19 protein-coding genes and 1 tRNA gene are annotated in these 19,905 nt (G+C 73.5%); 4 read left to right on the forward strand and 16 right to left on the reverse strand.

All coding sequences use genetic code 11. The features are described 5' to 3' along the window. Positions 1–14: 14 nt before the first annotated feature. Positions 15–2,513: a leucine--tRNA ligase gene (gene leuS / locus EBO35_RS13325; protein WP_122818131.1), complete on the reverse strand. Its 2,499-nt coding sequence runs from the start codon at positions 2,511–2,513 to the stop codon at positions 15–17. A 132-nt stretch (positions 2,514–2,645) separates the two neighbouring features. Next, positions 2,646–3,620, reverse strand: coding sequence for an AraC family transcriptional regulator (locus EBO35_RS13330; protein WP_122818132.1), 975 nt, complete (start codon positions 3,618–3,620; stop codon positions 2,646–2,648). Positions 3,621–3,691: 71 nt separating this feature from the next. Here EBO35_RS13330 and EBO35_RS13335 point away from each other — a divergent pair, with 71 nt between their 5' ends. Then, positions 3,692–5,143: a flavin-containing monooxygenase gene (locus tag EBO35_RS13335; protein ID WP_122818133.1), complete on the forward strand. Its 1,452-nt coding sequence runs from the start codon at positions 3,692–3,694 to the stop codon at positions 5,141–5,143. A 22-nt stretch (positions 5,144–5,165) separates the two neighbouring features. On the opposite strand, the gene EBO35_RS13340 is transcribed toward EBO35_RS13335, so the two are convergent. Further along, positions 5,166–5,696 (reverse strand): Dps family protein, encoded by a 531-nt coding sequence (locus EBO35_RS13340; RefSeq protein ID WP_122818134.1) that lies wholly within the window; start codon positions 5,694–5,696, stop codon positions 5,166–5,168. A 147-nt stretch (positions 5,697–5,843) separates the two neighbouring features. On the opposite strand from EBO35_RS13340, the gene EBO35_RS13345 reads away from it, so the two are divergent. Continuing rightward, positions 5,844–6,137 carry a YiaA/YiaB family inner membrane protein gene (locus tag EBO35_RS13345; protein ID WP_122818135.1) on the forward strand — a complete coding sequence of 98 codons (294 nt, stop codon included), beginning with the start codon at positions 5,844–5,846 and terminating at the stop codon, positions 6,135–6,137. Positions 6,138–6,203: 66 nt separating this feature from the next. Here the strand turns inward: EBO35_RS13345 and EBO35_RS13350 are convergent, their stop codons facing one another. Further along, positions 6,204–6,812, reverse strand: a complete 609-nt coding sequence (locus EBO35_RS13350) for a TetR/AcrR family transcriptional regulator (RefSeq protein ID WP_122818136.1) — start codon at positions 6,810–6,812, stop codon at positions 6,204–6,206. Positions 6,813–6,916: 104 nt separating this feature from the next. Here EBO35_RS13350 and EBO35_RS13355 point away from each other — a divergent pair, with 104 nt between their 5' ends. Further along, complete coding sequence (locus tag EBO35_RS13355; protein ID WP_122818137.1) at positions 6,917–8,095, forward strand: acyl-CoA dehydrogenase family protein; 1,179 nt, start codon at positions 6,917–6,919, stop codon at positions 8,093–8,095. 14 nt (positions 8,096–8,109) lie between these two features. Here the strand turns inward: EBO35_RS13355 and EBO35_RS13360 are convergent, their stop codons facing one another. Continuing rightward, positions 8,110–8,544, reverse strand: coding sequence for a helix-turn-helix transcriptional regulator (locus EBO35_RS13360; protein WP_122818138.1), 435 nt, complete (start codon positions 8,542–8,544; stop codon positions 8,110–8,112). Positions 8,545–8,681: 137 nt separating this feature from the next. Between EBO35_RS13360 and EBO35_RS13365 the strand changes: the two genes are divergently transcribed. Further along, positions 8,682–9,146 (forward strand): DUF1801 domain-containing protein, encoded by a 465-nt coding sequence (locus EBO35_RS13365; protein WP_122818139.1) that lies wholly within the window; start codon positions 8,682–8,684, stop codon positions 9,144–9,146. Positions 9,147–9,241: 95 nt separating this feature from the next. Here the strand turns inward: EBO35_RS13365 and EBO35_RS13370 are convergent. From EBO35_RS13370 to EBO35_RS13415, 11 genes are all read right to left on the reverse strand, one after another. Next, positions 9,242–9,317: transfer RNA gene (locus EBO35_RS13370), tRNA-Ala, on the reverse strand. 51 nt (positions 9,318–9,368) lie between these two features. Further along, a complete protein-coding gene (locus EBO35_RS13375) occupies positions 9,369–10,001 on the reverse strand; it encodes a histidine phosphatase family protein (RefSeq protein ID WP_122818140.1) in 633 nt (210 codons plus the stop codon). Continuing rightward, positions 9,991–10,389, reverse strand: a complete 399-nt coding sequence (rsfS, locus tag EBO35_RS13380) for a ribosome silencing factor (protein ID WP_122818141.1) — start codon at positions 10,387–10,389, stop codon at positions 9,991–9,993. Before rsfS ends, EBO35_RS13375 begins: the two co-directional genes overlap by 11 nt. After that, on the reverse strand, positions 10,386–11,018 hold the full coding sequence (nadD, locus tag EBO35_RS13385) for a nicotinate-nucleotide adenylyltransferase (RefSeq protein ID WP_263457632.1): 633 nt from the start codon (positions 11,016–11,018) through the stop codon (positions 10,386–10,388). The genes rsfS and nadD overlap by 4 nt, the downstream gene beginning before the upstream one ends. Before the next feature lies 1 nt (position 11,019). Next, complete coding sequence (locus EBO35_RS19520; protein WP_164477963.1) at positions 11,020–11,175, reverse strand: hypothetical protein; 156 nt, start codon at positions 11,173–11,175, stop codon at positions 11,020–11,022. Positions 11,176–11,227: 52 nt separating this feature from the next. After that, positions 11,228–12,478 carry a glutamate-5-semialdehyde dehydrogenase gene (locus tag EBO35_RS13390; protein WP_122818142.1) on the reverse strand — a complete coding sequence of 417 codons (1,251 nt, stop codon included), beginning with the start codon at positions 12,476–12,478 and terminating at the stop codon, positions 11,228–11,230. Between the two features lie 42 nt (positions 12,479–12,520). Continuing rightward, entirely contained in the window at positions 12,521–13,420 is a 900-nt protein-coding gene (locus tag EBO35_RS13395) for a phosphotransferase family protein (RefSeq protein WP_241153699.1), read from the reverse strand. Positions 13,421–13,430: 10 nt separating this feature from the next. Then, positions 13,431–16,382 carry a DEAD/DEAH box helicase gene (locus tag EBO35_RS20225; protein WP_263457633.1) on the reverse strand — a complete coding sequence of 984 codons (2,952 nt, stop codon included), beginning with the start codon at positions 16,380–16,382 and terminating at the stop codon, positions 13,431–13,433. Between the two features lie 100 nt (positions 16,383–16,482). After that, entirely contained in the window at positions 16,483–17,445 is a 963-nt protein-coding gene (locus tag EBO35_RS13405; RefSeq protein WP_122818144.1) for an electron transfer flavoprotein subunit alpha/FixB family protein, read from the reverse strand. Between the two features lie 36 nt (positions 17,446–17,481). After that, positions 17,482–18,261 carry an electron transfer flavoprotein subunit beta/FixA family protein gene (locus EBO35_RS13410; protein WP_241153700.1) on the reverse strand — a complete coding sequence of 260 codons (780 nt, stop codon included), beginning with the start codon at positions 18,259–18,261 and terminating at the stop codon, positions 17,482–17,484. Positions 18,262–18,557: 296 nt separating this feature from the next. Next, positions 18,558–19,619 carry an Ig-like domain-containing protein gene (locus tag EBO35_RS13415; protein ID WP_122818146.1) on the reverse strand — a complete coding sequence of 354 codons (1,062 nt, stop codon included), beginning with the start codon at positions 19,617–19,619 and terminating at the stop codon, positions 18,558–18,560. Between the last annotated feature and the right edge of the window lie 286 nt (positions 19,620–19,905).

Raw genomic sequence — 19,905 nt, forward strand, 5'->3', positions numbered from 1 at the left:
AGACGAGGAACCGCTCACACGACGACGTTGACCAGCTTCGGGGCCCGGACGACGACCTTGCGCACCGGCCGGCCGTCGATCGCGCGCACCACTGCCGGGTCGGCCATCGCCAGGGACTCCAGGTCGGCCTCGGAGATGTCCGGGGCGACCTCGAGGCGCGCCTTGACCTTGCCCTGGATCTGCACCACGGCGGTCACGGTGTCCTCGACCAGCAGCGCGGGGTCGACCACCGGCCAGCCCGCACGGGCGACGGTGGGCTCGTGGCCGAGCCGCTCCCACATCTCCTCCGCGGTGTACGGCGCGACCAGCGAGAGCAGGATCGCCACGGTCTCCACGGCCTCCCGCACCGCCGGGTCGTCCGGCCCGGCGCCGGTGTCGACGGCCTTGCGGGTGGCGTTGACCAGCTCCATCGTGCGGGCCACGACCACGTTGAACCGGTGGCTCTCCAGGAGCTGCTCGACCTCGGCCAGGGTCCGGTGCGTCGCCCGGCGCAGCGCCGGGTCCCCGCCCTCGGGCGAGGTCCCGACCGGGGAGGTGACGTCCCCGGAGAGCCGCCAGGCCCGCTGCAGGAACTTCAGCGCGCCGCCGGGCGACATGTCCGCCCAGTCGATGTCGTCCTCCGGCGGGCCGGCGAAGACCATCGTCAGCCGCACCGCGTCCACGCCGTACTCGTCGATCATCTCGCCGAGGTTGACGCCGTTGCCCAGCGACTTGCTCATCGCCTTGCCCTGGTTGATCACCTGGCCCTGGTTGAGCAGCGCCGAGAACGGCTCGACGAAGTCGAGCATCCCCATGTCGTGGAGCACCTTGGTGAAGAACCGGCTGTAGAGCAGGTGCAGGATCGCGTGCTCGACGCCGCCGACGTACTGCGCGACCGGCATCCACTCGCGCGCCTTGGCGGGGTCGAACGGGCCCTCGGTGTAGTTCGGGTCCAGGTAGCGCAGGAAGTACCACGAGGAGTCCACGAAGGTGTCCATCGTGTCGCTGTCGCGCTTGGCCGGGCCGCCGCACGAGGGGCACTCGACGTTGACCCACTCCTCGGCCGCGGCCAGCGGCGAGGTGCCCTTGGGCTTGAGGTCGGCGCCCTTGAGGTTGTCCGGGAGCCGCACCGGCAGCTGGTCCTCGGGCACCGGGACCTCGCCGCACGCCGGGCAGTGCACGATCGGGATCGGCGCGCCCCAGAAGCGCTGCCGGCTCAGCAGCCAGTCGCGCAACCGGAAGTTGACGGTGCCGGTCCCCCGCCCGTCCGCCTCGAGCTGCTCGATGATCCGGGTGATGCCGGCGGTCTTGTCGGCGAGCCCGTCCAGCGGACCGGAGTTCACGTAGGTGCCGTCGCCGGTGGTGGCGACGTAGGTCTCCTCGGGGTTGTCCTCCCCCGTGTCGACGACCCGGCGCACCGGCAGCCCGAAGGTCTTCGCGAAGTCCAGGTCGCGCTGGTCGTGGGCGGGCACCGCCATGATCGCGCCGGTCCCGTAGTCGGCCAGCACGTAGTCGGAGGCCCACACCGGCATCTGCTCCCCGGTGACCGGGTTCAGCGCGGTGACGCCCAGGTCGACGCCGGTCTTGGGCCGGTCGGTCGCCAGCCGGTCGATGTCGGAGGCCTTGCGGACCTCCGCGAGGTACGCCGCGAGCGCATCGGCGCGCTCGGGGTCGACGATCTCCTCGGCCAGCTTCGCGTCGGCCGCGACCACCATGAACGTGGCCCCGAAGAGCGTGTCGGGGCGGGTCGTGAACACGGTGACCGTCCGCGTGGACCCGTCGGTCAGCGCGATGTCGAAGTCCACGTGGGCGCCCTCGGAGCGGCCGATCCAGTTGCGCTGCATCGCCAGCACCCGGTCCGGCCAGGTGCCCTGCAGCGCGTCCATGTCGTCGAGCAGCCGCTGGGCGTAGTCGGTGACCCGGAAGTACCACTGGTTGAGCTCGCGCTTGGTCACCTCGGCGCCGCAGCGCTCGCACCGACCCTGCACGACCTGCTCGTTGGCCAGCACCGTCTGGTCGTTAGGGCACCAGTTGACGGGGCTGTTCTTGCGGTAGGCCAGCCCGCGCTCGCGGAACTTCAGGAACAGCCACTGCGTCCAGCGGTAGTACTCGGGGTCGGAGGTGTGCAGCCGGTGCGACCAGTCGAAGGAGACCGCGTAGCGGCGGAACGACTCGGCCTGGGTCTCGATGTTCGCGTAGGTGTAGGTCGCCGGGTGCTCGTCGTTGCGGATCGCGGCGTTCTCGGCCGGCAGGCCGAAGGAGTCCCACCCGATCGGGTTCAGCACGTCGTACCCGCGCTGCCACCAGTAGCGCGCGATCACGTCGTGCAGAGCCATCACCTCGGCGTGCCCCATGTGCAGGTCGCCGGAGGGATAGGGGAACATCGTCAGCGCGTAGCGCTTCTCCGCGCCCTCGCCCGCCGAGCCCGCGCGGAACGGGTCGAGCCGCTCCCAGACCGGGCGCCACTTCTCCTGCACGCCCCGCACGTCGTACGCGGTCTGCTCGTCCTGGTGGCTCTGGGTCTGGTCGCTCATTCTCGTCTCTCGTGTGGCGGTGGAGTCCGGCCCGGGGCACAAAAAAACCCCTCGAGGACGAGGGGCAGCCGCGTCGGGTCGTGCGTCTCGACGCGGCTAGGTAAGAAGCAGGGGCCTGCGCATGGGGCCATGCTACCGCGCCGCTCGGGCGTACGCCGCGGGACTGGTCCCGGTCCAGCGGCGGAAGGCCAGCCCGAAGCTGGTCGCGTCGGCGTACCCGAGGCGCTGCGCCAGCCCGGCCACCGGCATGGTGGCGGGACCGGCCAGCAGCGAGCAGGCCAGCCCGGCGCGGACCTCCTCCACGACGGCGCGGTACGACGTGCCGGCGGCGGCCAGCCGGCGGCGCAGGGTCCGCTCGCTGAGCCCGAGACCCGCGGCCACCACCGCCATCGGGGCGCCGTGGACGAGCTGCTGGGTCACCAGCACCCGGACGTCGGCGACGGTGCCGGGTCGCTCGCGGCGCCGCCGGGCGGCCTCCGCGCAGACCGACCGGGCCACCGCCAGCGACCGGGCGTCGCCCGTGGGCAGCGGGCGGGCGAGCTCGGTGGCCGCGAAGCTCAGCGTCGCCGTCCGCTCGCCGACCACCAGGTCGGCGCCGACGCCGCCGGGGACCAGGTCGGCGAGCACTGTGTGGATGGCGGTGGCGTCGCGGGCCAGCAGGAACGCCCGGACGTCGGCCGGCAGCCCGCCGGCGTCCACCGTGGCGACGACCCGGTCGCCGACCACCGCGGCGCGCGGGATCGCGAACGTGAAGGACAGGTCGATGAAGCGCAGCGCGAGGTCCACCGCGTCCAGGACCGTCCGGCTGGCCACCAGCGCGTAGCCGAACGCGCCGAAGGTCTCGGCCCGGTAGGCGCGACCGACCTCGGCGCCGGCGTCCGGGCCGAGGTGGCGCACCAGGTTGCGGACCACCCGCAGCTCCTGGGCGGCGGTGACCTCGGGCGCCGGGTCGCGGGCGAGCAGGTCCTCGGCGGCCAGGCCGCTGCCGGCCAGCGCCGCCTCGGCCGGGACGCCGCGGGAGCGGCCGTGCCGCACCAGCAGCGCGACGCCGGCGACCGCGCGCGGGAAGTCCCAGCCGCGGGCGGCCGGGTCGGCGAGCACGGTCATGGCCGGAATTATGGACTCTGCCGCCCGCGGGCGTCTCCCCCGCCGGCGCCGGCCGCCCTAGGTTCGGCCCCATGACTGGTCCTCGCGTGGTCGTGGTCGGTGCCGGGTTCGGCGGGCTGGGCGTCGCCCGCACGCTGCTGCGGCGCGGCATCCGCGACGTCACGGTGTTGGAGCGCGCCGACGACATCGGCGGGGTCTGGCGCGACAACACCTATCCGGGCGCCGCCTGCGACGTCCCCTCGGTCCTCTACTCGTGGTCCTGGGCGCTCAACCCGGACTGGGGGCGCCGCTATCCCACCCAGCCCGAGATCCTCGACTACCTGCGGGGCACCGCCGCGGCGGAGGGACTGCTCGACCTGGTCCGCACCGGGACCGCTGTCACGGCTGTCCGCTTCGACGACACCGCCGGCTGCTGGCGCGTCGAGACGGCCACCGGCACGACGTACCAGGCGGACCTGGTGGTGACCGCGACCGGTCAGCTCTCCGAGCCGGCGGTGCCGCGGCTGCCCGGCCGCTTCGACGGCCCGACGTTCCACTCCGCGCAGTGGGACCACGACGTCGACCTGACCGGGAAGCGGGTGCTGGTGGTCGGCACCGGCGCCAGCGCGATCCAGCTGGTGCCGGGCATCGTGGACCGGGTCGGCTCGCTCACGGTGCTCCAGCGTTCGGCGCCGTACGTCGTGCCGAAGCCGGACCGCGCCTTCCGGCCCCGCCACCACCGGGTGCTGCGTCGGCTCCCCGCGCTGATGAAGGCCGAGCGCCGGGCCTGGTTCTGGCTCACCGAGCGCTTCAACGCCGCCCTGTCCGGCGACTCCCGGCTGAGCCGGCCGCTGCTGGGGGCGCTGCGGCTGGGCTGGCGGGCGCACCTGCGGGCGCAGGTGCCGGACCCGGCACTGCGGGCCCGGCTGGTCCCGGACTACGGACTGGGCTGCAAGCGGATGCTGTTCTCCAACGACTGGTATCCCGCGCTGGCCCGCCCGCACGTCGAGGTCGTCACCGATCCCCCGACCCGACTGGAGGCCGGCGGGGTGCGCACCGCCGACGGGCGCCTGCACGAGGCGGACGTGCTGGTCTGGGGCACCGGGTTCGCGGCCACCGACTTCCTCGGCTCGCTCGAGGTCACCGGCCCGGGCGGCGCCTCGCTGCGCCGGGCCTGGGCGGACGGCGCCCGCGCCCACCTCGGCCTCAGCGTCCCGGGGTTCCCGAACCTGTTCTGCCTCTACGGCCCCAACACCAACCTCGGCGGCAGCTCGATCATCGCGATGCTCGAGGCGCAGGCCGAGTACGTCGCCGAGGTGGCCGCCGCGGTCGCGGCGGGCCGGGCCCGGCTGGTCGGCGTCCGCCCCGAGGTCTACGACGACTACGACCGGGAGATGCAGACCCGGCTCTCGCGCAGCGCGTTCGCGGGCTGCGAGAGCTGGTACGTCGACGGGGAGCGGATCACCACCAACTGGCCCGGCCTGGTTGCGGAGTACCGCGCCCGGCTGGCCCGGGTCGACTGGTCCGAGCTCGAGGTGAGCTGACCCGGCGCGCCCCGGCCGCGGCTCAGCGGTGGATCGGGCGGGGCAGGCTCTTGTTCGCGACCCGGTTCTCGGCGTCGATCATCCAGGCCAGCTGCTCGAGGCGCTCGAGGACCGTGTGGATGATGTCGGCGCTGGTGGGGTCCTCGGCGTCGACCTCGTCGTGGATGCGGCGGCCGGTGCCGGCCACGGCGTACAGCGCGCCGCTGATCAGGTCGACGGTCTCCGCGGTGTTCACCTCGGCGGCGGGGAACGGCGCGAGGCTGGTCAGCTCGGCCACGGTCGCGGCGCGGGCGTCGGGCGTGACGTAGATCGCGCGCATCCGCTCCGCGACGGTGTCGGAGAACTCGCGTGCGGCGTCGACGACCTCGTCGAGGGCCAGGTGCAGGTCGCGGAAGTTCAGGCCGACGACGTTCCAGTGCGCCTGCTTGCCCTGCAGGTGCAGGTCGGTCAGGTCGACGAGGAGCTGCTGGAGGTGGGTCGCGAGCTGCTCGGAGGCCTGGAACGCGGGGCGGGCGACGTGGGTCGGGGCGTTCGTGTGCAGGACGTCGGACACGGGGGTTCCTCTCGGGGGGAGCGGTCGGGGAAGCCCCCACCCTGCCACGCTTTCTGGAGTGATTCCAGAAAGGTGAGGCTGCCCTAAACCGGGTTTTGAGTACGTCGACTCAGGCGCCGGGCGCCGATTCCCGGGAGGGTCTTCCCCATGACCACTCCGAACCCGAACCAGAGCAAGAACACCACCGCCTTCTTCGTCCAGGCCGGCCTCGCCTTCGGCATCAGCCTGTTCGCCCTCGGCCTCGCCATGCTGTTCCTGCCCGTCGACCCCTGGGTGCGGGCCTTCCTGGCGATGACCTCCCTGTTCCTGGTCTCCTCGACGTTCACGCTCGCCAAGTGCGTGCGCGACGCCCAGGAGACCCAGTACGTCGTCACCCGCCTGGACCAGGCGCGTGTCGACCGGATCCTCGCCGAGCACGACCCGTTCCGCGCCGCCGGCTGAGCACCCGCCCCCGCCCCCGCCGCGCCCCGGCTCCGACCCGCCAGGACCTCGTCCTGGCGGGTCGGCTCACGTCCGAGACCCGGGCGGGTCGGCCGGCGCCAGCAGCTGGACGACGAGCGTGGAGAGCTCGGCGTACGCCGCCGCGTCGTCCATGCCGAGCCGGGCGGTGAGCTCGCCGCGCTGGATGTCGAACATCGTCGCCGCGATCATCTCGGCGGTGAAGGCCGCGTGCACCGAGCGCAGCCCGCCGCCCGCGATCCCCTCGGCGATCAGCTCGCGGATCCGGTCGGCGGCCAGCTCGGTGTTGCGGCGGTAGACCGCGGCGGCCGGGCCGAAGTCGGCCAGGTCCTCCAGGAACTCCCGCGAGAGCAGGGCCAGACGCGAGGAGACCGCCTCCAGGTAAGCCACGACGCGCTCCAGCGGCCCCTCGACCCGGGCCACCCGCTCCTCCACGACGGCCGCCGAGGTCCGGAAGTACTGGGTGACGACCTCGACGACCAGCTCCTGCTTGGAGGAGGCCAGCACGTAGAGGGTGGACTTCGAGCAGTGCAGCCGCTCCGCGACGTCGTCGAGCGTGAGGTGGGCGAACCCCTCCGCGGCCATCAGGGCCACCAGTCGGTCGAGCAGGTCGAGCTGGCGCGCGCTGCGCCGACGGCGTACGACGGGCGTCGTCATCCCTCACCTCCCGCTGGGCTGCTCGCAGGACCCTATCGAAGCGGATAACCGTACTCCCGTACGCTGCTGAGTACAGTTCCCGAGCGCGAGAGCGAGCCGCGACCATGACCGCACGACGCGTGCTGCCCACCGACGAGGCCGCCGACCTGATCCGACTGGTGCGCCAGATCGCCACCACCGAGCTGGCGCCGCGCGTGGCCCGCGCCGAGCGCGAGGAGGAGTTCCCGCGCGAGGTGTTCCGGCTGCTCGGCCGCACCGGACTGCTCGGCCTGCCCTACCCCGAGGAGGACGGCGGGGGCGGCCAGCCCTACGGGGTCTACCTGCAGGTGCTCGAGGAGCTGGGCGCGGTCTGGGCCAGCGTCGGCGTCGGCGTCTCGGTGCACGCGCTCTCCGGCTTCGCGCTGGCCACCCGCGGCACCGAGGAGCAGCGGCGGCGGTGGCTGCCGGACCTGCTGGGCGGCGAGCTGCTCGGCGGGTACTGCCTCTCCGAGGCGCACGCCGGGTCCGACCCCGCCGCGATGCGGACCAAGGCCACCCGGGTGGGCGACGAGTACGTCATCAACGGCGCCAAGGCGTGGACCACCCACGGCGGCCAGGCCGACTTCTACACGGTGATGGCGCGGACCGCGGGAGAGCCCGGAGACCGCCGCGGCATCTCCTGCTTCCTGGTCCCCGCCGACACGCCCGGTCTGTCCGCGGACAAGCCCGAGGACAAGATGGGCCTGACCGGGTCGACCACCGCGACCGTCCGCTTCGACGACGTCCGGGTGCCTGTCGAGCGGCGCCTCGGCGCGGAGGGCGAGGGCCTGAAGATCGCGCTGGCCGGGCTCGACTCCGGCCGGCTCGGCATCGCCGCGGTCGCCACCGGGCTGGCCCAGGGAGCGCTGGACCACGCGGTGGCCTACGCCCGGGAGCGGGAGACCTTCGGCTCCCGGATCATCGACCACCAGGGGCTCGCCTTCCTGCTGGCCGACATGGAGGCGGCCGTCGCCTCGGCCCGCGCGACCACCCTGCACGCCGCACGCCTCAAGGACGCCGGGCTCCCGTTCGGACGGGAGGCGTCGGTGGCCAAGCTGGTCGCGACCGACAACGCCATGCGGGTGACCACCGACGCGGTGCAGGTCCTCGGCGGCTACGGCTACACCCGCGACTTCCCCGTCGAGCGCTACATGCGCGAGGCGAAGGTGATGCAGATCTTCGAGGGCACCAACCAGATCCAGCGGCTGGTGATCGGCCGCTCCCTGGCCGCCGGCGGCGACGGCGAGGTCCGCGGGCCCGCCTGAGGCGCCGGCGGCGACTATCCGGTGCGCGTCTCCCGGCTCCGGACCGGCCTGGTCGCGTGCTTGGCCAGGCACGGCGGGATGCCGGCCGCGGCGCGGGAGTGGTCGCGCCGGTAGACGCTCGGCGCGACACCGACCAGCTCGGTGAACCGCGTGCTGAACGTGCCCAGCGAGGAGAACCCGACAGCGAAGCAGACCTCGGTGACGCTGAGGTCCCCGCGGCGCAGCAGCGTCATCGCCCGCTCGATCCGCCGGGTCATCAGGTACGCGTACGGCGACTCGCCGTACACCCGACGGAACTCCCGGCTCAGGTGCCCGGCCGACAGGTGCGCGCCGCGGGCCAGCGCCTCGACGTCCAGCGGCTCGGCGTACTCGCGGTCGATCCGGTCCCGGACCCGCCGGATGACCGTGATCGCCCGCAGGCGCTGCGCCTGGGCGTCCTCCTGCCCCATGGCCGCCATCGTGCCAGGGTCGAGGACGGTGGGGAACGGGCGGAACCGGTCGGGAATCGGTCAGGAATCGGGAAGCACTGGCCGCCGGAGCGCGGCTAGCGTCCGAGGACCGACCCACCGACCCGAGCGAGGCAGCGATGAGCACGAAGGGCCCCGACGGCACCGGCAGCAGCACAGGCGGGTTCTCCGCGGAGGAGCGGGCGGCACTCGAGGCGCGTGCCGCCGAGCTGACGAAGGAGAGGTCCCGGGGCCGCGGCAACAGGGCCGCCGCCGACGAGCTCGACGTGCTGGCGAAGGTCCGCGACATGGAGCCCGCCGACCGGGCCGTGGCCGAGCGCATCCACGCCATCGTCACCGAGAGTGCGCCCGAGCTGGCGCCGAAGCTCTGGTACGGCCAGCCGGCCTACGCGCGCCGGGGCAAGGTCGTGTGCTTCTTCCGCAGCGGCCGGGCCGACCAGGAGCGCTACTCGACGTTCGGGTTCACCCCCGAGGCCGACCTCGACGACGACATCGGCCTGTGGCCGACCTCGTACGCCGTCACCGACCTCGGCGAGCGGGCGGCGAGGACCATCGCCACGCTGGTCAAGAAGGCCGTGGGCTGACCGAGCGCCGGGGCCGCAAATGACCAGTGGCCGTGTCCGACTCCTCCGTGGAGGAACCGGGCACGGCCACTGGCCTTGCTTCGACTCTGTCTCGATGGTGGAGCTGAGGGGACTCGAACCCCTGACCCTCTGCATGCCATGCAGATGCGCTACCAGCTGCGCCACAGCCCCATCGTTGCTCTTCCGGTTCCCCGGCCGAGCGACCTGCGGAATATTAGCCAGTCAGTCCCGGGAAAGGGAAATCGGGGTCAGGCCGTAGCCCTCGAGCACCAGCCGGCCGCCCCGGGCGGGAGACTCGGCGAGCTCCACCCAGTGGCAGTTGCGCAGGTTCCCCAGCGTCCACTGGGCGCCCTCGGGCCAGCCCAGCAGCCCCGCCACCGCGACCCGCAGCGCCGCGCCGTGGGAGACCGCGACGCCGGTGCCGCCCTCGGGCAGCGCCGCGCGCAGGTCCTCCAGCGCCGCGACCATCCGCTCGCGCACGACGGCCTGACCCTCGGCGCCCGGGAGCAGGTCCCAGTCGCCGCGCCGGAACGCGGCGTACTGCTCGGGCGAGGCCGCGGCGAGCTCCTCGTGGGTCAGCGTCTCGCACTCCCCCAGCGCGCTCTCGCGCAGCCGGGCGTCGTAGGTCGGGTCCAGGCCCGTCTCCTTGGCGACGTACGCCGCGGTCTGGCGGGCCCGGGCCAGGTCGGAGCACCAGAGCAGGCTCGGCGCGTACGCCGCGACGTACGGCGCCGCGGCGGCGGCCTGCGCGTGCCCGGTGTCGTCGAGCTCGACGTCCTGCTGGCCCTGGATGCGGTGCTCGGCGTTCCAGGTGGTCTGCCCGTGCCGCAGCAGGACCAGGCGCTTACTGCTCATCCGTGGCGGGGGCCGCGGGCGCCTCGGTCACGTCGGCCGGCAGCGCGATCGCCGGGCAGTCGCGCCAGAGCCGCTCCAGCGCGTAGAACTCCCGCTCCTCCTCGTGCTGGACGTGCACGACGATGTCGCCGTAGTCCAGCAGCACCCAGCGGCCGTCGCGCTGGCCCTCTCGGCGGATCGGCTTGGCGCCGAGCTCGCGCAGCTTGTCCTCGATGGCGTCCACGACCGCCTTGACCTGCCGGTCGTTGCTGGCCGAGGCGAGCAGGAAGGCGTCGGTGATCGCCAGCTGCTCGCTGACGTCGAAGGCGATGAGCTGCTGGGCGAGCTTGTCGGAGGCCGCGCGGGCAGCGGCGTGGACGAGCTCGACGGCGTGGTCGGTGGCGGTCATGAGACTCCGGAATCGGGCTTGGCGGGATAGAGGTCGTGCTTGGCGATGTACTGGACGACGCCGTCGGGGACGAGGTACCAGACCGGCTCGCCCCGCTCCTTGCGGGCCCGGCAGTCGGTGGAGCTGATCGCCAGGGCGGGGATCTCCACCATCGTGACCCGGTCGTCCGGGATCAGGGCGAGCGTCGCCGGGTCCATGGTGTACCCGGGGCGGGTACAGCCCACGAACCGGGCCAGCGCGAACAGCTCCTCGGGGTCGCGCCAGGTGAAGATCTCGGTCAGGGCGTCGGCGCCGGTGATGAAGTACAGCTCGGTGTCGGGCATCGTGGCCTTCAGGTCGGCCAGGGTGTCCCGGGTGTACGTCGGGCCCTCGCGGTCGATGTCGACGCGGGAGACCGTGAACCGGGGGTTCGCGGCGGTGGCGATCACCGTCATCAGGTAGCGGTGCTCCGCCGGCGAGACCTGTCGCTCGCTCTTCTGCCACGGGTCGCCGGTCGGCACGAAGACGACCTCGTCGAGGTCGAACCAGGCCTGGACCTCCGAGGCGGCCACCAGGTGCCCGTGGTGGATCGGGTCGAACGTGCCGCCCATGACCCCGACGCGGCGGGGCCCGGTCACGGCACGCGTCACGTCAGCTGTGGTCGCGGCCGGCACCGAAGGCGACGAGCGCGCCGATCATGGCGAGCAGGATCACCAGGACGACGGCGCCGATGCCCCAGGACAGGGCGTGGTCGACCTCGTGGTGGGTCTCCTCGGCGGCGAGCACGGTCATCAGAGGGCTGAGCATGGCTGCAGCCTACCCGGCCCGCTGCGCTCGCGAGCGGTCGGTGCGGCCGAACTCAGCGCACGTGCCCGTTCCCGGTCACGACGTACTTGGTGGAGGTCATCTCGGGCAGTCCCATCGGCCCGCGCGCGTGCAGCTTCTGGGTGCTGATCCCGATCTCGGCGCCGAACCCGAACTCCCCGCCGTCGGTGAACCGGGTCGAGGCGTTGACGAGCACCGCGGCGGAGTCGACGGCCGCGGTGAACAGCCGGGCCGCGCCCAGGTCCTCGGTCACGATCGCCTCGGTGTGCCCGCTCGACCAGCGCCGGATGTGGGCGACGGCCTCCTCGACCGAGGGCACGACGCGAGCCGCGAGGTCGAGGGAGAGGTACTCGGCGGCCCAGTCCTCGTCGGTGGCAGGGACGACCCCGTCGTACGCCGCGAACGCCGCGTCACCGTGCACGGTGACGCCCTGCTCCTGCAGCGCCGCGAGCACCCGCGGCACGAACGCCTCGGCGACGTCGGCGTGCACGAGCAGCGACTCGGCCGCGTTGCAGACGCTGGTGCGGTGGGTCTTGGAGTTGAGGACGATCGCGAGGGCCTTGTCGAGGTCGGCCCCGGCGTCGACGTAGACGTGGCAGTTGCCGGTGCCGGTCTCGATCACCGGCACCGTCGACTCCTCGACCACCGAGCGGATCAGCCCGGCGCCACCGCGCGGAATGAGCACGTCCACGTGGCCGCGGGCCCGCATCAGCGCCTTGACGCTGTCGTGGGAGTCGCCGGGCACCAGCTGGACGGCGTCCGCGGGCAGGCCGGTCGCCTCGAGCGCATCGCGCAGCACCGCCACGACGGCCCGGTTGCTGGATCGGGCGCTGGAGCTGCCGCGCAGCAGCACTGCATTGCCGGACTTCAGGCAGATGCCAGCGGCGTCGGCGGTCACGTTGGGCCGGGCCTCGTAGATCATGCCGACGACCCCGAACGGGACCCGGACCTGGCGCAGCTCCAGCCCGTTCGCGAGCGTGCTGCCGCGCACCACCTCCCCGACCGGGTCCGGCAGCCCGGCGACCTCGACCAGTCCGCCGGCCATCGCCTCGATGCGCTCCTCGGTGAGGCGGAGCCGGTCGACGATGTTCGCGGGGGTCCCCGCGGCCTCGGCCCGGGCGACGTCCTCGGCGTTCGCCGCGAGGACCTCCGGGGCCCGGGCCCGCAGGCCGTCGGCCATCGCGTGCAGCGCGGCGTCCTTGTGGGCCCGGGTCGCCAGGGCCAGCTCGTGGCTGGCCTCCCGGGACCGCTCGGCGACCGCGACGACGTCCTGCTCGATGCTCATGGGTCCAGCCTAGTGAGCACCCGCCGTGGGGCGCTCGGGTGCTCAGGGGACGGCGTGCACGTCGCCGGTCGTGGCGACCGCGCGCAGCTGCCGGTCGGCCGCTGTCGCGACCGGGTTCTCCCCCGCCCGGACCGCGAGGTGGAGGAGCGCCACCAGGTCCGCCGAGCGGGCCAGGTCCAGCGCCCGGTCGGGCGGGGTCTCGTGCCGCTCGGTCCAGGCGCCCAGCACTGCCTCGACGTACGCCGGGTGCCGGTCGAGGCGGAGCAGGTTCCCGAGGTCGGTGAACGGGTGCCCGGCGTGGGCGTACTCCCAGTCCAGGACCCCGGTGACCCGGAGGGAGACGGGGTCGAGCAGCAGGTTCTTCGAGTTCAGGTCGCTGTGGGCCAGGCTCACCCGCTCCACGGTGTCCAGGAGCGCCTGCGCGTCCTCGGCGACCCGCCGCAGCCCGGTCAGCTCCGCGGCCGACCACCCGCGCAGCCGGGCCTGCGCGTCCTCGACCCAGGCGGGCAGGCCGTCGGCCTCGAAAGGCCTGACCGTCAGGTCCCCGTCGACGAAGGAGCCGGCACGCAGCTGCGGCATGCCGGCCAGGGTCGCGGCGATCCGGCCGGTCGCGGCCCCCGCGCGCCGCAGCCCGTCCTCGTCGAGCGTCGCCAGCAGCAGGTCGCCGCGGGTCCCGGGCAGGTGCTCGGTGACCAGCAGCGCGGGGGCGCCGGAGGCCGCGTCGGCGCGGCGTACCTCCAGAACCCGCGGCACCGGCACCAGGCCGCGGACCAGCCGCAGCAGCGCCGCGTCGACCTCGTGGGCAGCGTCCCCGCGGTCGCTGGGCCGGGAGTAGATCCGCACGACGGAGCGCTCGCCGCCGGCCTCGGCGAGGAACGTCTCGCCCGACCAGCCGCCCTCGAGCGGTCGCAGCGACATCCCGGCGTCGGAGAAGGGGTCCACGGTCGCCGCCTCAGGTCCAGTGCCGGCGCACGACGGTGGTGACCGCGAACGGGTCGGCGCCCTGGGAGGCGGCCAGGATCCCGGCGCCCTCCGGGGAGCCGGTGAACAGCAGTGTCGTCCCGCCCACCCAGCGCCCCCAGGCGTCGGCCAGCGTGCGGGCGCGCTCGCCGTTGGTGCCCAGCACGGTCGGCACCTGGTGCCAGACCTGTCCGGACGGCGGGGTGCGGCGCAGCCGGCGCAGCGCGCTCGCCCCGCGGCGGGCGCGGCCGACCGGACGCTCGTCGGGGCCGGCGGGCGCGGCCAGGACGTGGTGGCCGATCAGGTAGCGGGGGGTGCCGACCGGGGCGAGCAGCTCGTCGAGGGCCTCGGTGAACGTGGCCGCCCCCGCGCCGGTGGGGTCCTCGAGCCGGAGCCGGTGCTCGCCGCCGGGATGCACCTCGACGACCACCGCCTCCGCGCCGACGCCGGCCAGGCCGGCGGCGTGCAGCGCGTCGGCCAGGGCGCAGGAGACCCGCTCCAGGCTCGGCGGCCCGGCCACCTGGGCGAGCACGCCGCCGGCCCACCGGTTCAGCACCCGGGTGCGGTGGCCGAGCGTGGCCGCGGCGCCGCCCGCGGCGAGGACCGCCGCGATCGCTCCCACGCTCGGCTGCGCCAGCCAGCCGCTCGCCGCGGTCGCGGCCAGGAGCGTCGTGGTCGCCTCGCGGACGCCGACCAGGCGCGGCGGGCGGTGCGGTCCCGGGTCCAGCCCGTCGGGCCCGAGCCGCACCTCCGGGGGGCGCGGCCACAGCCGAACCACGCGGTCCTCGGGCCGGACCCGGTCCGGCCCGGCCCCGCCGTCCGCGGCGGCCATCAGCAGCTCCAGCTCCCCGGTCGGGTACTCGGGCGCAGGGGCCGCCGCCGTCGGCGGGACCTCCCGGGCCAGCACCCGCAGCGTGGGGACGACCAGGTCCCGGTACGGCTCGCCGACCCGCCAGCTGGCCCGCACCAGGTCGCGGCGGGTGCTGCGCTCCCGCATCCGCCGGTTCACCTCGGCGAAGTCCGCCACCGGCGGTGGTGCGTACGGCGAGAACCCGGCGTCCACGTGAGCGACGCCGTCGACGATGTCCCCGTCCTCGTCCACGCCGTGGAAGCCGGTGTGCTTGCGCACCAGGCGGTCCCAGTCGTTGCCGCCCTTGGGGTGCTCCTCGGAGACGCAGACGACCGACCAGGTCACCGCGACCTTCTCGGGCCAGGCCGGGTCGGTGCGCAGCGCCCGGCCCCGGGTCTGGACCACCGCGGTCGTGGTGGTCGCGGTGCTCAGGTCCACCAGCGTGCTCACCCGGCGGGCGTCCCAGCCCTCGCCGAGCAGCCCGCGGGTGCCGACCAGCACCTGGCACCGGCCCGCCTCGAACAGCTCGGTGATCGCGCCGACCCAGCGGCGGCTGGTCCAGGGGCCGGTCACCCGGGCCACCGGCCCGTCCTCGGTGATCACCAGGGCCGCGGCCAGCGCGAGGTCGCTGCGGCCGACGTGGTCGACGAGCGCCTCGAGCACCTCGCGGGTGCCGGCGACTGTCGAGCCGGTCACCAGCATCGGGGAGAGGGCCCGGGTCGTCGGGTCCGCCGCCAGGGCCGCGAGCACGGCGGTGGCGGACCCCGCCTGCGGGTCGATCACGTCCAGCAGCCGGGTGGACACGGTCGCGCTCGCGCGCTCGTGGTCGCAGACCACGAGCACCCGGGTCCGCTCCCCCAGCGTCACCGCCTCGGCGGAGGCGATCTCCACGACCGCGGTGGTCTTGGACTCCGACCGGGCCAGCACCCGGTCGACGGCGGAGCGCCCCCGGCGGATGCCGCGGCGGGTCAGCACGTGGCCCACCGCGGGCAGCGCGCGGCGTACCGCCTCCAGGACCTGGTGGTCGCGCTCGTCGTCGGTGAGCGTCACGTGCCGGTCCAGCCAGTCGTCGAGCAGCAGCACCCAGTCCTCGACCGTCGGCGGGCGCCGGTGCGCCTCGGCGGGGCGGGCCCCGGCCGGCAGCGCGAGCAGGCCGGCGTGGTGCATGCGCAGGGCCGCGGCCGCCGCGGCCGGCTCGGCGCGGGTCACCTCCGCCCAGGTGCGGACCCGCGGCACCGGGGTGACGAAGCGCGCGTCGAGCCACTGGAGGAACGGCACCGAGCCGAAGTCGGGGCTGGTGAGGTCGGTGGTCAGCTCGGCGAACCGCACCGCCTCCCCGGCCAGCCACTCCTCCTCGTGGACGGTCGGCGTGGTCAGCCACGCGAGCTCGGCGTACGGCGCGAGGTCGCCCTCGCGGACCACGGCCGGCACGCCCGCGGTGAAGGCCGCCTCGCCGAAGAGCTCGGCGACCAGCTCGGCCTGGTCCCCGCTCAGCGCCTCCGGCGGGGTAGCGGTCAGTCCCAGGACCAGCGCGTCGGGGACCCGCTCGAGCACCTCGGCCAGCAGCCGGCCCCAGACCTCCAGGAGGTGGTGGCACTCGTCGAGCACGATCAGCAGGCGCGGGATGGAGTCCATCCGGTCCACCAGGGCGCGGCCGTTGCGGTGCAGGCGGTCCAGCAGCGACGGCTCGGCGGCAGCGCCGGGCTGGTCGTCGGCGTCCGCCGCGGGATCGGCCCCTGGGTCGGCCCCTGCGTCGACCCCTGGGTCGGCCTCTGAGTCGGGATCGAAGACCGCGACCGACTGGTAGGTCAGCGTCGTGACAGTGGTCGCCAGGTCGCGGGAGTCCCCGACCTCCAGCCCCTGCGCGGCCGCGGCGGCCGCCCACTGCCCCTGGATCGCGGTGTTCGGGCTGAGCACGACCGCGTGGGTGATGGCGCCGGACGCCAGCCGCCGCGCGATGGTCTCGGTGCCGACCCGGGTCTTGCCCGCGCCGGGCGGCAGCACCACCCAGGCCCGGGCCCGCCGCGCCGCCCAGACCTCCTCGAGCGCGTCCAGCGCGCGCCGCTGGTGCAGGCGGAGGGGTGGGGGGCTCACGCCCCGCACGCTATCGCCGCCTCGGCGGCGACGGGCCGGGACGCCACGAGCCCGCCCCGCGCAATGCGCGGGACGGGCTCGGGAGGCGGGAGCCGCAGGCTCAGCCCTTGCGCTTGTTGATCTCCTCGGTCGCGGCCGGGAGGACGGCGTGCAGGTCGCCCACGACGCCGAAGTCGACGAGCTCGAACATCGGGGCCTCCTCGTCCTTGTTGACAGCCACGATGGTCTTGGAGGTCTGCATGCCGGCGCGGTGCTGGATCGCGCCGGAGATGCCGTTCGCGACGTAGAGCTGCGGCGAGACGGTCTTGCCGGTCTGGCCCACCTGGAAGGTGTGCGGCATCCAGCCGGAGTCCACCGCGGCCCGCGAGGCGCCGACGGCCGCGCCGAGGGCGTCGGCCAGGCCTTCGACCGGCTCGAAGTTGCCGCCGGTACCACGGCCGCCGGAGACCACGATCGCGGCCTCGGTGAGCTCGGGACGACCGGTCGCCTTGCGCGGCTGCGAGGCCACGATCTGCGCCTTCTTCGCGTCGTCGGAGATCGTCGCGGCGAACTCCTCGACGGTGCCCGCGCCTGCCGACTCCTCGGGGCTCGCCGAGTTCGGCTTGACCGTGATGATCGGGGTGCCGCGGGTGACCTTCGCGGTGACCGTGAAGTTGCCGGCGAACACGCTCTGCGTGGTCACCGGGACTCCCCCGTCGACCTGGATGTCGACGGCGTCCGTGATCAGCCCGGAGCCGAGCTTGATCGCGAGGCGACCGGCGATCTCCTTGCCCTCGTAGCCCGAGACCAGCAGCACCGCGGCCGCGGAGGTCTTCTCGGCCAGCTGCTGGAGCACCTCGGCCTTGGGCGCCACGAGGTAGCCCTTGGTCTGCGCGTCGTCGACGACGTAGACCTTCTCGGCCCCGAACGCCGCGAGCCTCTCGCTCGCGGCGGCGGCCTGGTCGGCCCCGCCGATGAAGACGGCCGAGGGCTCGCCGAGGCGCTTGGCGAGCGCGAGCAGCTCGAGGGTGGGCTTGCGGACGGTGCCGTCGACGTGGTCGACGAGAACCAGAACTTCAGACATGGGTGACTCGCTCCTCTACGCGGCCTGAGCCGCGGCTCAGATGAACTTCTTCGACGCGAGGAAGTCGACCAGCGCGGTCGCGCCCGAGCCGTCCTCGTCCTGAACGATCTCGCCGGCGGTCCGCGGCGGGCGGGCGGCGGTCTCGAGGACCTCCGTCCATGCGGCGGCCTGGCCGACCTCGCCGGCGTCGACGCCCAGGTCGGAGAGCGACCAGGTCTCGAGCGGCTTCTTCTTCGCGGCCATGATGCCCTTGAACGAGGGGTAGCGAGCCTCCCCGGACTGGTCGGTGACCGAGAGCACCAGCGGCATCGTCGCGCCGATGACCTCGGTCGCGGTGTCGCCGTCGCGCTTGATGCGGACCTGGTCGCCCTGGCTCTCGATGACCGAGGCGAAGGTGACCTGCGGCAGGTTGAGGCGCTCCGCGAGCATCGCCGGAACCACGCTCATCGAGCCGTCGGTGGAGGCCATGCCGCACACGACGAGGTCGACGGGGCCCTCGGCCCCGGCCTTCTCGACGGCCTTGGCCAGCACCAGCGAGGTCGCGATCGCGTCCGAGCCGGCGATCGCGTCGTCGAGGACGTGGACCCCCTTGTCGGCGCCCATCTGCAGCGACTTGCGGACGGCGTCGACGGCCTTCTCGGGGCCGATGCACAGCGCGGTGACCGAGGCGCCGTCGCCGGCCTTCTCCTTGATCTGGAGCGCCTGCTCCACGGCGTACTCGTCGAGCTCGGACAACAGTCCGTCGACGCCGACGCGGTCAACGGTGTTGTCCGACTCGAACTGCCGGTCGGCGGTGGAGTCGGGCACGTGCTTCACACAGACAACAATGTTCATGGCGATGGCCTGACGGCCCCTCCTGTGGACTCGAGTGTGGCTGTGAGGCTACCGCCGCGTCCTGAGCGGCGACACAGGCGTCCGCGGTTGGCTGCGTCACAGTGCCGCTGTCATGGTCGACAGGACTGCTCCGACCGGCGGGACCCCTGTCTTGGACCGCCTCGCGACGACGGCTGCGCGACGTGGCAAGTCGACGACGCGGCACTGGGGACGCGACGATGCCCCGACCCTTCAGGGAAGAAGGACCGGGGCACGTCGACCAGTGCGCTGCTACCTGATCAGCACACCTTCTTGGCCGCAGCGGCAGCGGCTGCGTGCTTCTTCGTCGCTGCGCCGAGGGTCTTGCTGACCTTCTTCGCGGACGCCTTGACCTTCTTGAGCTTCTTGGCGGCCTTCTGCTTCTTCTTGCCCTTGGCCTTCTTGACCGTGGTCTTGGCCTTCTTGATCTTGGCCTTGGCCTTCTTGACCGCAGCCTTAGCCTTCGTGACCGCAGTCAGCGCGCTCTTGACGCTGTCCTGTGCCGTGACGCACGCCGCGGACGGGCCGGAGGCCGCAACCGTGACCTTGACGACGGCCGAGGTCGAGGCGGCGAACTCGGCAGCGTCGGTGGGCACGAACTTCGCCGTGTAACTGTGGTCACCGGCGCTGACGCCACTCAGGTTGAGCGACGCGCCGGTACCGGCGACCGTCTGGGTGCCGACCGTGGCGCCAGCCTCCTGGAACTCGACGGTGCCCTCCGCGGTCGGGGCCACCGTCGCGGCGAGCTGCACGACACCCGCCGACGGCGAGGTCGCGGCCAGCGTCGTCGACGTCTGCACAGCACCAGCCACACAGGTCAGCGGGTTGTCGGTGATCGTCACCGGGACGGCCGGGCTGAACTGGAAGCCAGCCTTCATGACCAGGTCAAGACTGTCGATCGTTCCGGCAGTCAGCGCGGCAGTGGCCGTACGAGTGCCCGCCAACGCCGGCATCGGAAGCTGGACCGTGACGCCGGTGCCGCCACCGGAGATGTTCGTGGGGTAGGTGTTCTCACCCGCGAGCTCCACCGACTCGCCATCCAGGTCAAGACCGATCTCGGCCTCGAAACCCGCGACCTTAAGGCCCGTGGGGAACCCGGTCGCTGGCATGTCATTCAGGGTCGCGGTGACGGCGGCGCCGTCCGCGGTCACCGAGGTGGTGACGACGTACGGCAGCGAGAAGTCGCCGTAGCTGCAGGCGAAGTCGCGGCTCACCGAGACCGTGCTCGGGGCGGCTGACGCCGACGACGCCAGCATCGGAATGGACATGGTGCCGGCGACGAGCGCCCCGGCCAGCAGGCCCGCATATCTACGCAAACGCATGAGTCCTCCTCTGATGGACCAACCGCGGCGGTGTGGCCCACATCTCAGTGGGGAATATACGATAAATGATGTCGTAGCGGCTGGCCGGTCACCTTTTCTCCAGCCTGGTCTGGACCGGCGTCGTGGCGGTGTGCGCTGACGGTTCCGGGGGGCATGAGCGCGGATGCACTGACCGGCAGGACAAACGGCCCGGAGATCTGTCAACCGCCAGATGTCCTCGTTTTCCGGGGTCAGGAGCGAAAGGTCCCGACCGATTCGGTCCGGCCGGCACCCCTCAACACCGGGC

It is taken from the genome of Nocardioides pantholopis, from assembly GCF_003710085.1.
GTDB lineage: Bacteria > Actinomycetota > Actinomycetes > Propionibacteriales > Nocardioidaceae > Nocardioides > Nocardioides pantholopis.

Excerpts from the sequence above, each read along its gene's own strand:
- leuS (WP_122818131.1), bottom strand. The coding sequence starts at position 2,513 with ATGAGCGACCAGACCCAGAGCCACCAGGACGAGCAGACCGCGTACGAC.
- EBO35_RS13330 (WP_122818132.1), bottom strand. The coding sequence starts at position 3,620 with ATGACCGTGCTCGCCGACCCGGCCGCCCGCGGCTGGGACTTCCCGCGC.
- EBO35_RS13335 (WP_122818133.1), top strand. The coding sequence starts at position 3,692 with ATGACTGGTCCTCGCGTGGTCGTGGTCGGTGCCGGGTTCGGCGGGCTG.
- EBO35_RS13345 (WP_122818135.1), top strand. The coding sequence starts at position 5,844 with ATGACCACTCCGAACCCGAACCAGAGCAAGAACACCACCGCCTTCTTC.
- EBO35_RS13350 (WP_122818136.1), bottom strand. The coding sequence starts at position 6,812 with ATGACGACGCCCGTCGTACGCCGTCGGCGCAGCGCGCGCCAGCTCGAC.
- EBO35_RS13355 (WP_122818137.1), top strand. The coding sequence starts at position 6,917 with ATGACCGCACGACGCGTGCTGCCCACCGACGAGGCCGCCGACCTGATC.
- EBO35_RS13360 (WP_122818138.1), bottom strand. The coding sequence starts at position 8,544 with ATGGGGCAGGAGGACGCCCAGGCGCAGCGCCTGCGGGCGATCACGGTC.
- EBO35_RS13365 (WP_122818139.1), top strand. The coding sequence starts at position 8,682 with ATGAGCACGAAGGGCCCCGACGGCACCGGCAGCAGCACAGGCGGGTTC.
- EBO35_RS13375 (WP_122818140.1), bottom strand. The coding sequence starts at position 10,001 with ATGAGCAGTAAGCGCCTGGTCCTGCTGCGGCACGGGCAGACCACCTGG.
- rsfS (WP_122818141.1), bottom strand. The coding sequence starts at position 10,389 with ATGACCGCCACCGACCACGCCGTCGAGCTCGTCCACGCCGCTGCCCGC.
- EBO35_RS19520 (WP_164477963.1), bottom strand. The coding sequence starts at position 11,175 with ATGCTCAGCCCTCTGATGACCGTGCTCGCCGCCGAGGAGACCCACCAC.
- EBO35_RS13390 (WP_122818142.1), bottom strand. The coding sequence starts at position 12,478 with ATGAGCATCGAGCAGGACGTCGTCGCGGTCGCCGAGCGGTCCCGGGAG.
- EBO35_RS13405 (WP_122818144.1), bottom strand. The coding sequence starts at position 17,445 with ATGTCTGAAGTTCTGGTTCTCGTCGACCACGTCGACGGCACCGTCCGC.
- EBO35_RS13415 (WP_122818146.1), bottom strand. The coding sequence starts at position 19,619 with ATGCGTTTGCGTAGATATGCGGGCCTGCTGGCCGGGGCGCTCGTCGCC.